Raw genomic sequence first — 14,206 nt, forward strand, 5'->3', positions numbered from 1 at the left:
ACGGGCAGCATAACCCAAACTTAGTAAAATATTTTTATCTAAATCTTGACCAAAATGCGCTTGTATGCTTGTTATAATTTCGGGGACTGCATACCAATATTCGTCTAATTCTAATCGCAGGGAGGGGTCTTGTTTAGAGATAAGGATAAAGGTAATTTGCCACTGTTCAATATTATCTTCTGGTGCTTCCGTTAGTTTAAAACCAAGGCTAAAACTAGATATATTTTGGTCTCCTAGTAATTGCTGTCTCCAAGTTTGCCACTGTTGATATTTTTCTAAGGCAGCGGCAGTTTGCAGAAATCCAGCAGCTTTAGTCACAGAGAGGCAGTCACCTATAATTGTCTCGCCAATTTTTTTGTCAAAACTGGCAGGAATTGCCGTATTAGTGACAATTTCATTGAGGAGACATTCGGAGAAGTGCCGCAGTAGGGTTTTGGGATCGTATAATTGTGGTGAAGCATGGGGATTTTCAGCACCAGCAAGACAAATGCGGGGAAGATATTCGAGATAGCGATCGAGATTGGTTTCGTAGGTTGCTGATATAATTTCCCAGAGAGGATAGATGGCAAAGTTAGCGTTTTTCTTGTTCTTTGTGGCTAATTCTCGATATTTAAAAGCAGGAATATAGTTATCTTTGAGAATTATTTCTTTAAAAGCTTGACTGTAGTGATACCAAAAAAGTAGATCTGCACCTAACTGAATCTCTGAGGATTTGTAAAGACAGATAAAGTGCAGATCATTGAGCAGTTTAAGGACGGGATTAAGGGGATAACAATCAATTTGCCAAGATTGCCATTGGCTATTTTCTGGGGGCTCTTTTTCTAGATAACGCAGTAATTCTAAGGAGGGTAAAGGTTGATTGTCGTGACTAGGTAAAAGAAAGTAGCGGGGGGCAAATTGCCGACTAAGAGGATTATAATTCGATTGAACTATTCCTAACTCTCCGGTGAGAAAGCTAGTTAATTCTTCTTTGCTTAACTGAAAAGGATGATAATTATCAGCAGTGGTGCGACTCTTTTTCGGGGTGCTAGTTTCTCCCCAAAGATAAAAGCTACCCTTCTGAATAAATTCATCCGTTGATTGAGGAATCCAAGTACCGTGAAGAATTTTCATCGTTTTTAATAAGTACAAAAGAACTTAAATGAGGGCAATACTTAGCCTCTAGAAAAATTGTAGCGATTATGGGAGAGTTCTCCACACTTTTTTGTCCCTTTGCGAACCCAGAAGTCCTCTGGACAAGAGAAAAAGGTTAATAGAGCTTCTAGGATAAAAAACCATTGAGAAGACGTGATCAATGGTTTTTTTGAGCTTAAAGCTTATCCCTACATGGTTTGAAAGCTATTTTTATTCTAGGTTTTGTTGAGGTTCCACTAAGAGGGATGTCTAATTATATCAATTCTCCAAAATCTGGCTACAAGAGTTTGATCTCCCTACCTTCGTCTCCCTTAAAAAGGGGAACTTAAATTCGATAATTCGATCTGTAGTTTTTATGGGTGAGAATTGGTATTAATTAACTTTTACCCAAATACTGCGGAAATATTTTTCGGAATTATTTTTATCGATAATATCTTTACAGGGAGTATTACCAACTCGCTCGATTGTACCATCATCGCTTAAAATCTGAAAGCGATCTTGGAAATGGGGATAAAACAACAAAGCTTCTGGACGAAACCCGTCAGGGAATTGCAGTGATTCTATCTTTTCTGGGGCATCTTCTTTTTTTCCTGACCAAGTATAGAAAACAAATTGATCGCCTCCATGAAATTCTCCAGCAATAATTAAATATACTTCTAAAGCTGGCCAAAATTCAATGCTACGAATTCCTAATCCTCCCAAATCTAACAAGATAGGATCACCAAATTCAGCCCGAGCATTGGTGGAATTAATAACTAAACTTTGAGGATTTTTTAGAGTTAATAAAAGAGCTTTATCGTTTGGTATAGGATTACGAAAACCGATTAAGATATTTCCGTCTGGAGTTGCCGTTAAACCTTCAATATTTAATCCACCTTTAGCTTTGGGAGCTTTGGTTTCTGCTGTTTTGAAATCAAATATTTTAGCCAATTGAGAGTCTTCGATAATATCGCGCAAGACTAACTGAGTATAAGACTCACCCACTTGAACTATACTAGAGCCGTCATCGGTAATTTTACTAGCAAAAAATTGATGACGAGGGAGTTTTCGTTCAGCATTTTTATTGCGGCCATGGGAAGTAATCCAATAGATTATGTCATTTAGCACAGTTACCCCCTCCAAGTCGATTTCTTTATTTTTAGGATTTTTTTTCAGCCAACTATTAATGTCAATTGTTTCCAGTGCTTTTCCCGACTCTTGAGAGGAATAAATCCAGAGAATATTACCTAATTCTGGATCCGCCTCATCATTACCAACAACAAATTTATTTTCTCCTAAAGCAGTGGCTGCAGAAGCATCACAAATTCCTTGATGTTTGATTTCTTGGATAATAGAAAATTTGAGAGGTTGCATGATTGTATTCTCCTTGTTAACCAGAAAAGTGAGGATTAAGAAAATTATAGGCAATAAAAGACAAAAAGACAAGAAATTACTAGAAATAATCTGAGAAAGGACTGGTTTGAGGATTGATTAAAAATCGGTAATGGGTTTACCAGTATTACGCACATTGACAAACTTCCCTAAAACATCAAACCAAAAAGACGCACTCATCGCCACGGCTACTCCTCTCATTAGCCAGCTAAAGACAGCTTATAACCAGTCATTTTGTTCTTTTAAGTATATTGATTGAAACTTGATAATAAAGAGTCATTATTGTACAAAGATTCCACCGTATTTTTCCCCAAGAATATTTCCAGAGCTTTTTTTAAATTTCTAGCCCGAAATTCTAATAAGGCGGCCAATTGTTCCTGTAATTCGCAGACAATAAGGCTGGAAGCTAAGTAGATAAAGATTAGAGGAACAATAATTTCGAGAAGGGTTCCTAGGTTCATTTTTAAGACCTCACTATTGATTTTACAAGTTTTTGTTTTTAGTTATGACCAAAGCAAATTAAGCCAATTCTTCGGTTAAAATGCGGCGGACAATTTCGGTGACAGCGGCGGCTAAATTGGTATCTCTTTCCCTGTCGGAACCGTTGGGAGTACGAAGAGCTAAGGAGAAAGTTCTCAGTTTAGCTGGTTGCACACGATTATCAACAAATTTGACGAAAGCTACATAAGCAAAGGAACTAGGACCGAAGCCAACTTTAGAAATTACCACAGGTTGACTAATCACATTTATCACACCTAAAGTTTCTAAAGCAACATCAATATATCGTGCTGCATCGGTTCCCATAGCACGAACAACGGTTTCTAAACTATTCCATTGACTGCCGATAAAACGAGTATTAGTAGTTAAATGTAGATGCCATCCTAACATCGTAATTAAACGCACTAAATCATAAGTCGATACATCATTTGTTCCTGTGGTATTATCTACTGGTGATCTTAAGACGGTAGCACTGCTACTTAAATCTTTGATAATTGGATCTTGAATCAGAGAAGGATTAAAATATCCCCCAGTAAATTTACAACTGGTATTTCCCGTTTGAGCTTTTAGCCAAGCTTCCAAATCCTCTCGTTTAGTAAAGCGTTTAAACAAGGCTCCAATTTGATTCGAGCGTCCCAGAGAACCATCAGCATCTTTTCTATAGGAAACCATATCAACCACCAGATCAAAAAATTTAGGTTTGGGAGAATTAGCTGGTTCAATCACACAATTATCAACATCAACTGTAGGGAATTTCCCATTAATTTGTTCAATTGCGTTAAGAACTCCAATGAATTTAGTGGCACTGAGTAATTGTTCTGGATTAAAGGCATCTTTCCCTAACCAATGGGTTTTGATTGGACTGCTGCCATCGCCAAAACTTCCCACACATACACAGGCATGAGAGATGTTACTGGCCAGAAAATTTAAGCCATTTGTGTCAATATTGGGTAAGTTTTTCCGTTGGGGATAATCGCTAAAAGTAATAGTTTTCCCTGATCCTACGAGAGTAAAATTAGTTCCGTAGGAAACTAAATTAGTCCCGTCTGGTTTCTGTTTTAAGTGTTCAGGATAGTCGTCCACTTCCATCGCAAAAGGCGAATTCCGCAGTGTTCTAGCGACGAATGACTGAGTTACCCCAATATTGACCGGTGCGATTGAATTATCTTGGATGGTGGTTAATTTGTTAAGTATAAATTTAGTATCTTTGGCTTGATCTAAGATAAAAGGTAGCTGTTTTGTGTCAAGTAAATTAGTAGCAATATTGGGATTCATTGCCACTGTGTCAGAAGGAAGTCCAGATAAATCCAAGGCTTGACAAAATTCTTTGAGTCCTCGCCAAGTAAAAGTATCTCCAGTGCCTAAATCACCATCAATCCATTGTCCACCGGGATATAATCCTAGGTTAGCGAGTTTAGTTTGAATTTCTCTTACTAACCCTTGATCCGCTTTTAGCTGGGAACGGGTCAGAGTTTTGTTATCGTTAACAATGTCTTGTAAAGTTGCCATAGTTTTGTCCTTGAAAGAGATTAGGAAAGGATAGGAAAAGTATTAAAGCAAATTCTTAATGACAACAAACCAAGGTCGAGTAGTGTCCTTTACTTTACCATTGGTATCAAGTTTTAGGGTCTTTTGGGTAACTGAATCGCTGACATTTCCTCCAATAATATCAATTTCATTCGTTCTTTTTGCTACTACCAAATCACAATGAGAAATATAATTGTCAGTGGTATCATAAGTAACTCCTGATTGACGAGGAGCGCAAACTAAATCACCAATTTCTGGAGTTACTTCATCAATTTTAAAAGCCACAAAAGGAGCATTAATGACTTGATCTTTGCGTTTTTTAACACTATCTCGAATATAAACTGAATGACTCGCATCTCGCTTAAATTTATCGGCCGCACCTGCTTTTGTCATGATCCAAGAAATAAATGCTGCTGACCAAGGTACGTTACCCACATCAAAACGAGTGTCAATATCGTTACGATTTAGAGCTTCTTTCCAATAGGTAACAATGCGTTGCCAAAACCCATCTTCTCGTTCTTTTCTTTTCCCTTTTTTAAAAAATTCCCATTCTTGAGTAGCAATATTAACTAAGTTTTGCTTAAAATTTTGATCGACAAAAATTTCGACATGAGAAATAAAAGCAAACCAAGTAGTCATACCATCACGAGGCGTTTCTAATTGAATTTCCCAGTGATTATTAGGAGCGGATCGATATTGTTTGATGGCTAGGGTATCCCCTTTTGCTAAGGGAAATTTTTGGGAATCTGTTAAGGTACTGCTATCTTGAGGTAAAGCCTTGATGACGGTATTCACTAAAGCTTTTAGGGTTTTGTCAGCCATGATATAAAGTCTCCTTGAGAAAATAAAGAACGATTGAACGATTAGGATTTGTGCAGTGTATTTAAAGCACTTTTAATCCGGGTATCAGTAATCACAAAGGCAGTGAAGGTTTTGCTAGGATCACTCTTAACATGGGAGAAGGGATTTTTATTAGTAATTCCCAAAAAAGTATCAATCTTATTTCCTTTAATTGCACTCCCCACATCCGCCGCAAAGAAATAACCATCATGCTTCACTTTTTTTCCCGAAGGCAAAATGACTTCTTTTCCTCTTGCATCAGGAATATAAATAACTGTTCCTAAAGGGATCACGGTTTTATCAACAGCAATGGTACGATAAGGAACTAAGATAAAGTCTCCTGAACCATCTCCAAAAGATCCTTTAGCTGGGGCAAATAAAGAGCGATTCATGGCTCGGATAATGGCCTCTTTTAAGCTCGGAAAAAAGGGTTTACAATTGGTTTGAGCGGTTGTTCCGGTTGTGGCAAAGTTAAAGGTTTTAAGGGTATTGCTATCCGTTTTAACTTGTACAGTGCCTTCTAAAGCGGCAGTACACCAGTCTTTTTTAGACAGTTTAACGCCTAAAGAAGTACCACTGGAATTTTTTAAGGCAATGGCATCGGTCGCACTACTCACTTGAGCTTGATGAACAAAGTAGAAAGTAGAAAATAGGGTCAATTTTTTATCTTTAACACCTTCTGTCGGTTCAGGAAAATCAAAGATAATTTGAGATTCAGTTAGGGCAATTAGGACAGGAACAAATTTATCCTTTTGAGTAGGGGAAGTATAGCTAAATTGTGCAAATGCAGGAGAGACAAAGCTGCTCATAATAACTAGATAAATCCCTGCGATAATTAATAGTAAGCGTTGCAAATATTTGTTCATAATTAACTCCTAAGAACGAATTTCAGTTAAAATGTCATTGAGTTGTTTTGACCACTGGTCTAGGTTAAAATTCTGGGGGTCATCATGTCCACCCTGTACGATTTGATCAAGAACAACATGAAAAGCAGGAATTAACCATTTTCCGCGCCGTACACTGGCCGCAACATAAACAACTGCTAGGCGATCTAATTGGGCTTTGGTAAACCCGGGATCGGGCGATTTAGCATCATTTTTTCTGGGTGGAGAACACTGTATTTGACCAGCATTTGGTTGACATCTTCTAGGTTGAACTAATTCAACTGCTAAGAATAAACCCTTACATTTATTCACCCCACAAAATTGATCCGATTCTCGTTTTGTAGAACGCCAAGGGATATTAAAATCCTTACGAGTGACGGAATCTCCCACTCGATTAATAATGATATGGGCGGGAGAATTGTCGCCACTACCATATTGATTGAAGTTGTTAAACCTCCAACTAGCTTCATTAATATTATTGGGAAAGGGATCATTTACAAAATTAGGGGTACTGGTATCATGAATAATAAAATAACGAGCCAATTCTGCACTGGGATTATTATTATTGGTTCGTGAGACAGGGTTATCTAATGAACCGCCAATGTTTGCTTCGTTAATTCCTTGAGCTTGTAGATATCGTCTTAATTGCTCTTTACTGATATCGATGGTGGGTCTAGTTAAGAGTTGATCGAACGGAGCAGGTAAACTGGTTAAAGTTGGTCCTACATTCCCAAAAATCTTGGGTTGACGCAATAAACATTTAGCCTGATCGATAGAAGAAATCTGAGAAGTCGGTACTATTTGACAAACGGTTTGAGCTTGGATTTTTGCTTGAAAAAATAAGATTATTACTAAAGTAAATCCAAAGATCATGAATCGCTGAAAAATCTTGAATAACACAGCTTTACCACTCCTTGAAATCTTGAAATAAATAGAAAGACAAATTTCTTCTAACTAGATAACTGGACATGACTGACTAAAATTGATGCTTGAGGGCTGCAAACTGAATTGATGATCAGAACCCCAAGAAAGCCAAGGAAATCAAGCTAGATAAAATTGTTGATAGCCGACGCTAACAGGTGTGGTGGTTCCTTGCAAAACAAAGACTGCATCGTTAAAGAATTTAATAAAGCGATCGCAGTGTGCGGAAGTACCGGTGGGAAATTGACGCATTCGCCAACGGTTGTTGGAATTTTTGTTTTCGGGTGGAGAACCAGCATTGTGGGCACAGGCAACTTTGGGCGGATCTAACAAAGTTTTCAAGCGTTGATCGGCAATAAATGACGTTCCTGCTTTAATAGAAATACTGGCATTTTTTAAGTCATCTCGATCGATGGTTGAATTATGTAATGTACCTCTGGCCGTAGAAATTAATGTTTGCATTAGGCCAACACTGATCAAATGAGGGGTGATAGAATCAGATACATAACCCGGTTCTTTGCGGATAGCGTCTGCTTTTCCGTTCGATTCTGTGGCAATGGTGGCAATAATAATTACTGCTGGCACATTAAAATGTTTTGACCATTGATTAATTTCATCAGAAAAATTATTCCAAATTTTAGTAGCAGTCGCCGGTTGACCACTGGTTCGCTCAATGCCGCTACCTTCAATTTCCACTCCATCTTCTGCCAATCGCCAGCGCACACTATTAGGAAAAGCCCGATGAAAATTTTCTAGGGGATTATTGTCATTGTCATCGGCAAGATCGGGAATTTCTAAAACTTGTCCCACGGAAATTTGATTAGGATTGGCAATATCGTTGGCTTCTTGAATTACCACAAACTTTGAAGCATCACCATAAAATTTTAAAGCAATTCCTCTGAGGGTATCTCCCGATTTAATCGTGTAGGTTTGCATAAAATCATCTCCTGATGTTATCGATCTTTACTCAATTGTTACTGTCCGAGTTGTGCCATCCCAAGTTACAGAAAGATTTAGTGCTTGTGCCAAATCTACTATTTTCACAAAGCCGAATTGTTCAATTTTCTTGATGATTTCTTGTTGGCTAGTTCCATCGGTAATATCCATCGGTTTATTGCTGTGTTCAATCAGCAAAAATCCTAAGGATTTTGCTTCTTCTCCATCAGCAAATTTTAATTCCATCACTTCTTGATCATTGGCAGTAATAATTTGCCAATTAAAAGTATCTAGCAAAGGACGAATCTTGACGATACTTTTTTCATTAAATATCTGCGCTTCTCGGAAGGGTTTTCCTTGAACAACTGCTGTGATACTAGCCGGAGTTTCCACTAAACCAGAAACGCCCGTTAATTTGGTTTTGACTAGGGTTCTAAATTGATCTCCCACCTGTCTTTTACTTAAAGATGTATCCCAGGGTAAAACCATTGGATCCCATTTTCCGCGTTGGGGTTTATTAGGAAACTCACGTTCTACTTCTCCATGACCTAAAACGGTTTTAGCTGTTACTTCAATATCGTAAAAATCACATAGTTCTGCTACTACCTGCGCCATGGTTTCCCATTGGGTTTGTGTCATCGGAAAACTTCCTGCTTTAAATGGTTTTTCCACCGCACCACTCATACAACAGACGCTAACTCCGATTGAACCCGTACCAAACAGTGCCGTATGAGCCGCATAAACATTATCTGCGGTGGAAACATTATCTTTAATTGAGTGAGTTCCTCGCACTAACTTACCATCATCTTCGATTGAAATATGATAATGAGATTTATCGTTGCTAGATGCTTTATGTCCCCCTGCCGTCCAGTGAATAATGATTCTTTTCATCGAACAGTTAGGCATCCGTGCTGTCGGTACAATTCCCATAGTTTTTACCTCTCAATTATTGAATTATCTGGTTATTTAATCAATTAAACTAAGCTCTCACGGGAGGGCGAATAGCAAAGTGAATGTGGTTATCATGACCAGGAGCAAAATTGCATAGTTTTTGTCCCAAAAAAGTTTCATCTTTCAGGGTCGCATCATTAAAAAACACTTGACTAACCAGTTTTTGTCGTCGCATGGCTTTAGTCAGAGCGCGTGCTGCGGTTCGGTCAAAATTGTCACTTTCCCAAGTCATTCCGCCATGTTGTCCATCCGTGCGCGGAAGCCTTACATCACACATTAAACCCGTTTCGTGGCCTGCGTGTTGGGGGGTGTCTCCTCCTGTGGGTTTACTAACATCATTAATAGAAAAAGCGGCACTACTAGGATTAGAAACTCGGAATGTATTATGATAGTCAGCAGCAATTTCTAAGATGGCATCTGCTAACCAACTTGTTCCAAAATCATGATCATCATTGGTTTGATTTTTCTCATGATTAATTAAGCTAATAGAAGGATTACTATCGGGCATGGTTTGCCAACGGGGTGCATTGGCCGCTTCTAACCATTTCTGAGTGGTATTGTCCACATCTATTCGTCCATCTCCACCTAGAGTTTCTCTCCCTGCAATAATCGATTGAAATAATTTAATAGCAAGAATGAAACCTGTATTCAAGGCTGCACTGTTGGGATCACCGACAAAAGTATAGCCGAGGGAATGTAATCGCTGTTTGACCGCAATCTTATCGGCTGTTCGGTTGATTCCTCCTAATCCGACACTTCCCGTTAAATTCAGGGTAACTGCACCTGTTGCCTTCGGTGGAGAAGCCTTGATTTTGATTTCTACACTTTGATTATCAATGGCTATTTTAACAATGCGATCGCCTGCTTGTAAGAAGACAAATTCGGCTTTCCATTCTCCTCCTTCTTCTATTTCAATATCATCTAGGGGGAATTGATTATCAATTAAAACGGTCAATTTTTTGCCTTTGTCGGCAGCAGCTGCGGTTCCTTCAATCCGAAAACTTTGTCCCACTTCCACTTCCTTGGGAAAACTGGTTACTTGTAAGGTATCGGGGGGTGGTGGAATAACAATTCCGTTGGCTTTTGCTAGTAAAGTCCTCGCTTCGGGAACAAGTTTTAACACTTTGCTGATATAACTTGTATCGGCAGCAAAGCCTTTGCTTTGAATAAAACCGATAAAGTTTTCAGGAGTTTGAGTATTTTCTTCTAATCCTTTATAGGGTTCACGGGTTAAAAATTTCCAATAACCTCGCAGAAATTTGTCAATATCCGTGAATAAGCAAAAGTCCATCGCTTCCGGTTCAGAAGGTACTTTAATCGATTTAGGAGTAGCAAAAGGAGTCATTTCCTTGCGCCATTTTAAACCGGCGAAGTTTTTCTGTTCCTCGGCTAGTTTACTGGTGGCTCTGGCGGACTCTAATAGCCATTGAGCGAGAGAAACTTCTTTTAAATGACTAAAATGATCGGGAGGAATTGCAGTTAAGTTAACTTGCCGATTATCGGTAGCGTCAACTTCTCGAAAAATTATGGACAAATCAGCTTGAGCATATTGTTGAACTAAGTCATCTAGTAAAGCCACTGCTGTCTCCTGTAAGCGGTATAAAATCAATTATTTTGCTGATATATTTCCCTTTATTTTGAGAAATAAATCGATAAATTTCTGTCTATTGCACGATCTTGGCAAATTCCTCAAAAATGAAATGTTCATCTCGATTAGCCTGACTTTTATCAGGCCATTTCACCCAAAAATGTCTTTCTTCCAAGCGCACATCCAACACCGCATAATCTCCCGGTTCAATCTCAACTAAAGTACTTGCCTCTAATTCAGAGGATTGTTCTGTGGAGGGTTTAAGAACAGTTTTTTGAGTAATTCTTAGGGTAGCTGGCTCTGGTGTGGAGTTGTCATCAGCATCCCCAATTAAACCAACTTTAATCGCTTCTGCCATCTTTTCTGCATCAAAAAGATCCATGTCTGCTTGGGAATCCACAAAGCAACATTCAATTGAAATCGCCGGCATTGAAGTATTTACCAACACAGAAAAACGGGTATTTTTTACTCCTCTATTTTTAAATCCTAGCTTGACAATTTCCGTCAAAACTGATTTAGCGATCGCTTGAGAAGTTTGACTGGTACCATAAACCTCCGATCCCGTTGCCTTGGTGGTGGGTTGAAAGGCATTAAAGTGAATAGAAACAAAAATATCAACGTTATTACTATTAGCTTTATTAGCTCTTTTTTGCAAAGAATCATTAACACTAACTGCACTGGTCGGGGTGCAGTTAATTACTGAATGACCCGCTGCGGCTAATTTAGCAATTAGGCGAGTACCCACCTCTTTAATAACAACATCTTCCTGTCTAACTCCCGATGCGCCAATGTCATGAGGTGGGCAATTATGACCCATATCAATCCCAAATTTCATCTGTATACCTCCAGTTTATTTAATGTTTATTTATTGATCAATTCCTCTGAATATACTCTACCTCAATTGAACTAATAAAAATCATATTTTTACAAAAATTTACTATTGTTCCATAGCAATTTTTACTAGAAAGTTTGGCAGCAATAATGCTATTCTAAATTAAGCTTTAGAATAGCATTACAATCAATTATTTTTCTTAACCATTAACTTGACTCCTTGTAGCTTTTAGCGTATCAGAGACTAAAGCGGGTAAACCATGAAATAGCTTAGTTCCTGTGGCAATACCCAAGGCTGACAAAACTAAATCTAATTTATAGAATGTAGCGATTTGCTCAGGTTTTGTTGTCGTCATATTTACCAAAGGTTCTAAAATACGAATCCCTGTAAAACTTGCCATAAAACCAAAGACAAGACTTAAGAGGAGAGCATATTTTTTGGTTAGAGTTATGTACTGGAGTAACTCTTTTTGTTTTGAGATTAATTGTGCTTCTTGTTCCTCCGTTCGAGGGGCAATATTTTTCAAAAGACTAATCTCTTGTTCTAAAACCTCTTTCTGAGGATTACGCCAAGCAGCAATAAATAATTCTACGCTACGTTCCACCACCGCAACAATAGCAATTGTGCCAATGAAAATTTTATCTAGGGCGATATCTCCTCTCAGAGTTAATGAGGGAAAAATGGCAATATTAGCAAGCAGTAGAAAAGCCACCAATCCGACTAGAAATAGCAAAAACCAGAAGGGATTATTTAGCAAAAATTTTTCAGTTTTTGTAGCCATGCTATGCAAGGAAAGAGAAGATTGAGTCATGAATTTAGCTCCTTTTATGGATAATTTTGAATCTCAAAGAATAAATTAAACAAATTGATCGGTAGCAAGAATTTGAGCAAATTTCTTATCCCTGTCAGCCACGGTTTCTGTGGTGGGAATATGGTCTAATAAACTACTATAGAAAAAATAGGCAAAACCAGCAAAATCTCGCTCACGAGTCTCCTGAGTTTGTGCTTGAATTAATTGGAAATTTACTCGTCTATCACTGGGTTTTAAACCTGTGAGAATACCGATGACGGTGGGAATATGCTCCCGCGCTGCTTTTACCTCTGATTTATCGATTTCTCTCTCAAAACTCTGGACATCTCCACGATAAGTTTGCAATGCCAGTTCTTCAATTAATCCTTCCTTTTCCCATGCTTCCCAATCAGCTAAAGCATGATTGATCGAAAATCCTAAAGGATTGGGAGAAATGGAGAAAATACAATCGTCTTTTTCCGCTTTAATGGTTTTAAAAATCAATCGCACTAACTGAGTTAACTTCTCCTTGCGCCAATCTTTAAATTTCGCTAATTGGGGATTACTTAAGGGACTAACTGAACCAGTTTCCTCTTGAAAAAGTTTGATGGTAAAGGAGTCAAAACCCATACTAAAATCAAAATTTTTAGTACCATTAGGCAAGAGTTTTGCGTGATGAATAGCGAAGTGATCATCTAATTGAATACCATCAATTTCATAGTTTTTAACCACTTCACGAATAAGACTAACCCAAAAATCTTTAACTTCAGGATGAGCGGGATTTAAGCGGCAATTTCCATCACCATCAACGGTATTTTTCTGTTGATGAGTAAGCATAAACCAATCTGGTTTTTGGGCAACTAAGGGAGCAGCTGGGGGAACCATTAAACCATATTCAAACCAAGCAATAATCCGAAAGTTATACTTTTCTGTCTGATTAATCTCAATGATTTCTGCTAGTAGATCTCTACCGACTAACTCTTTTTCAAGGTTGACTTTTTTGAGGGTTTCTTCATCAGCAGTGAAGACATTATCAGCAATTTGTGATTGAAAAAACACATAGCCTTTGTTCCAAACTACTAGATAAAGAGTATTAAATCCTAAATTTTTAAGTTTTTCCAACCCAGCTTTTAAGTTATCTTTAGACTTGAGAATATCACTGTCAACATTGGTGAGCCAAACGCCCCGTATTTCTTCTACTTGTACATGATCATCAAAGAAAAATCCCGCTTTACCCACTGAACCTTGTTCTGCGGCTAACTTGACAGAATAATGATTATTTTGGCGAAAATAAGATTTAATTGGTAATTTAGTTCCCGCTTTGATTAAGAATTTTTGCCCACTATTGAGGGTTTCAGAAAAAGCTGTGGAAGACTTGAAAAACGTATCCTGAAGAATATGAATGTGCAGCATATTTTTTACTCTCTCTCAGACAAAGGATAAATGAACCTCAAATCCGCAGCAGCGACGGGTTCGGAAGACAGACAAAAGGCAGCAGGAACAGGGAATAACTCCACGTTCTCAAGCGCACTTAGTTCTGATTAATTCTCAGAATTTGCTCACGGCAAAATATAGTCAATAACCGACCCCAACTATTGCTGAACAGTTAACACTACTCAACTGTTTACCTAGCTTGAAAGCAACACTTAAACAGGCAAACCAAGAGCCGATGGTTCCTCCTATTGACCTAAGGTCAAGGCAAAAGGGTTTGGGATCAAAGATTGGTTAGTTAGGGAAATAATTTGGGAACAATTTAACTTGCCCTATGATAACCATAGATAAACAAAAAAAATACTGGTTCTTCCGAACTTACCATGTAAAATCAACTAGCAAAATGCCAATTTAATAAACATCTAAGACTAAAGTTTTTAAAGTTTCTAAATCCATAGCCTCTCCTTTTAATCACCTTCAGTTTATTATTAATTCCTTCAACT

Annotated in this window: 13 protein-coding genes and 1 pseudogene; all 14 read right to left on the minus strand. The window is 38.1% G+C overall.

Translation table 11 applies throughout. The annotated features are described in order from the left end of the window. Window positions 1–1,113, minus strand: a pseudogene (locus PX484_RS21570) (ATP-dependent helicase); the annotation flags it as partial. A gap of 393 nt (window positions 1,114–1,506) precedes the next feature. Continuing rightward, window positions 1,507–2,487 carry a DUF3616 domain-containing protein gene (locus PX484_RS21575; RefSeq protein ID WP_287709763.1) on the minus strand — a complete coding sequence of 327 codons (981 nt, stop codon included), beginning with the start codon at window positions 2,485–2,487 and terminating at the stop codon, window positions 1,507–1,509. 260 nt (window positions 2,488–2,747) lie between these two features. Then, window positions 2,748–2,966: a hypothetical protein gene (locus PX484_RS21580; RefSeq protein WP_287709764.1), complete on the minus strand. Its 219-nt coding sequence runs from the start codon at window positions 2,964–2,966 to the stop codon at window positions 2,748–2,750. Window positions 2,967–3,024: 58 nt separating this feature from the next. Further along, entirely contained in the window at window positions 3,025–4,512 is a 1,488-nt protein-coding gene (locus PX484_RS21585) for a hypothetical protein (RefSeq protein WP_287709765.1), read from the minus strand. 42 nt (window positions 4,513–4,554) lie between these two features. Continuing rightward, entirely contained in the window at window positions 4,555–5,352 is a 798-nt protein-coding gene (locus PX484_RS21590) for a DUF2272 domain-containing protein (protein ID WP_002802714.1), read from the minus strand. A 41-nt stretch (window positions 5,353–5,393) separates the two neighbouring features. Then, complete coding sequence (locus PX484_RS21595) at window positions 5,394–6,236, minus strand: 3D domain-containing protein (RefSeq protein WP_287709766.1); 843 nt, start codon at window positions 6,234–6,236, stop codon at window positions 5,394–5,396. Window positions 6,237–6,245: 9 nt separating this feature from the next. Continuing rightward, entirely contained in the window at window positions 6,246–7,127 is an 882-nt protein-coding gene (locus PX484_RS21600) for a hypothetical protein (protein WP_288105443.1), read from the minus strand. 168 nt (window positions 7,128–7,295) lie between these two features. Next, complete coding sequence (locus tag PX484_RS21605) at window positions 7,296–8,111, minus strand: LysM peptidoglycan-binding domain-containing protein (protein ID WP_287766645.1); 816 nt, start codon at window positions 8,109–8,111, stop codon at window positions 7,296–7,298. 27 nt (window positions 8,112–8,138) lie between these two features. Then, window positions 8,139–9,041 carry an N-acetylmuramoyl-L-alanine amidase gene (locus PX484_RS21610; RefSeq protein ID WP_287766646.1) on the minus strand — a complete coding sequence of 301 codons (903 nt, stop codon included), beginning with the start codon at window positions 9,039–9,041 and terminating at the stop codon, window positions 8,139–8,141. 49 nt (window positions 9,042–9,090) lie between these two features. After that, entirely contained in the window at window positions 9,091–10,671 is a 1,581-nt protein-coding gene (locus tag PX484_RS21615; protein ID WP_288105446.1) for a glucosaminidase domain-containing protein, read from the minus strand. 55 nt (window positions 10,672–10,726) lie between these two features. Beyond that, window positions 10,727–11,485: an N-acetylmuramoyl-L-alanine amidase gene (locus PX484_RS21620; protein WP_287766649.1), complete on the minus strand. Its 759-nt coding sequence runs from the start codon at window positions 11,483–11,485 to the stop codon at window positions 10,727–10,729. Window positions 11,486–11,681: 196 nt separating this feature from the next. Next, window positions 11,682–12,293 carry a hypothetical protein gene (locus PX484_RS21625; protein WP_287766651.1) on the minus strand — a complete coding sequence of 204 codons (612 nt, stop codon included), beginning with the start codon at window positions 12,291–12,293 and terminating at the stop codon, window positions 11,682–11,684. A gap of 45 nt (window positions 12,294–12,338) precedes the next feature. Beyond that, the gene (locus tag PX484_RS21630) at window positions 12,339–13,685 is read right to left on the minus strand and encodes a glycoside hydrolase family 10-like protein (protein ID WP_287766653.1); all 1,347 of its coding nucleotides are present in this window, start codon (window positions 13,683–13,685) and stop codon (window positions 12,339–12,341) included. A 409-nt stretch (window positions 13,686–14,094) separates the two neighbouring features. Next, a partial coding sequence (locus PX484_RS21635) for a transposase (protein WP_036400142.1) occupies window positions 14,095–14,206 on the minus strand: 112 nt, incomplete at its 5' end.

This window comes from Microcystis sp. M49636_WE2 (assembly GCF_030065375.1).
Lineage (GTDB): Bacteria > Cyanobacteriota > Cyanobacteriia > Cyanobacteriales > Microcystaceae > Microcystis > Microcystis aeruginosa_C.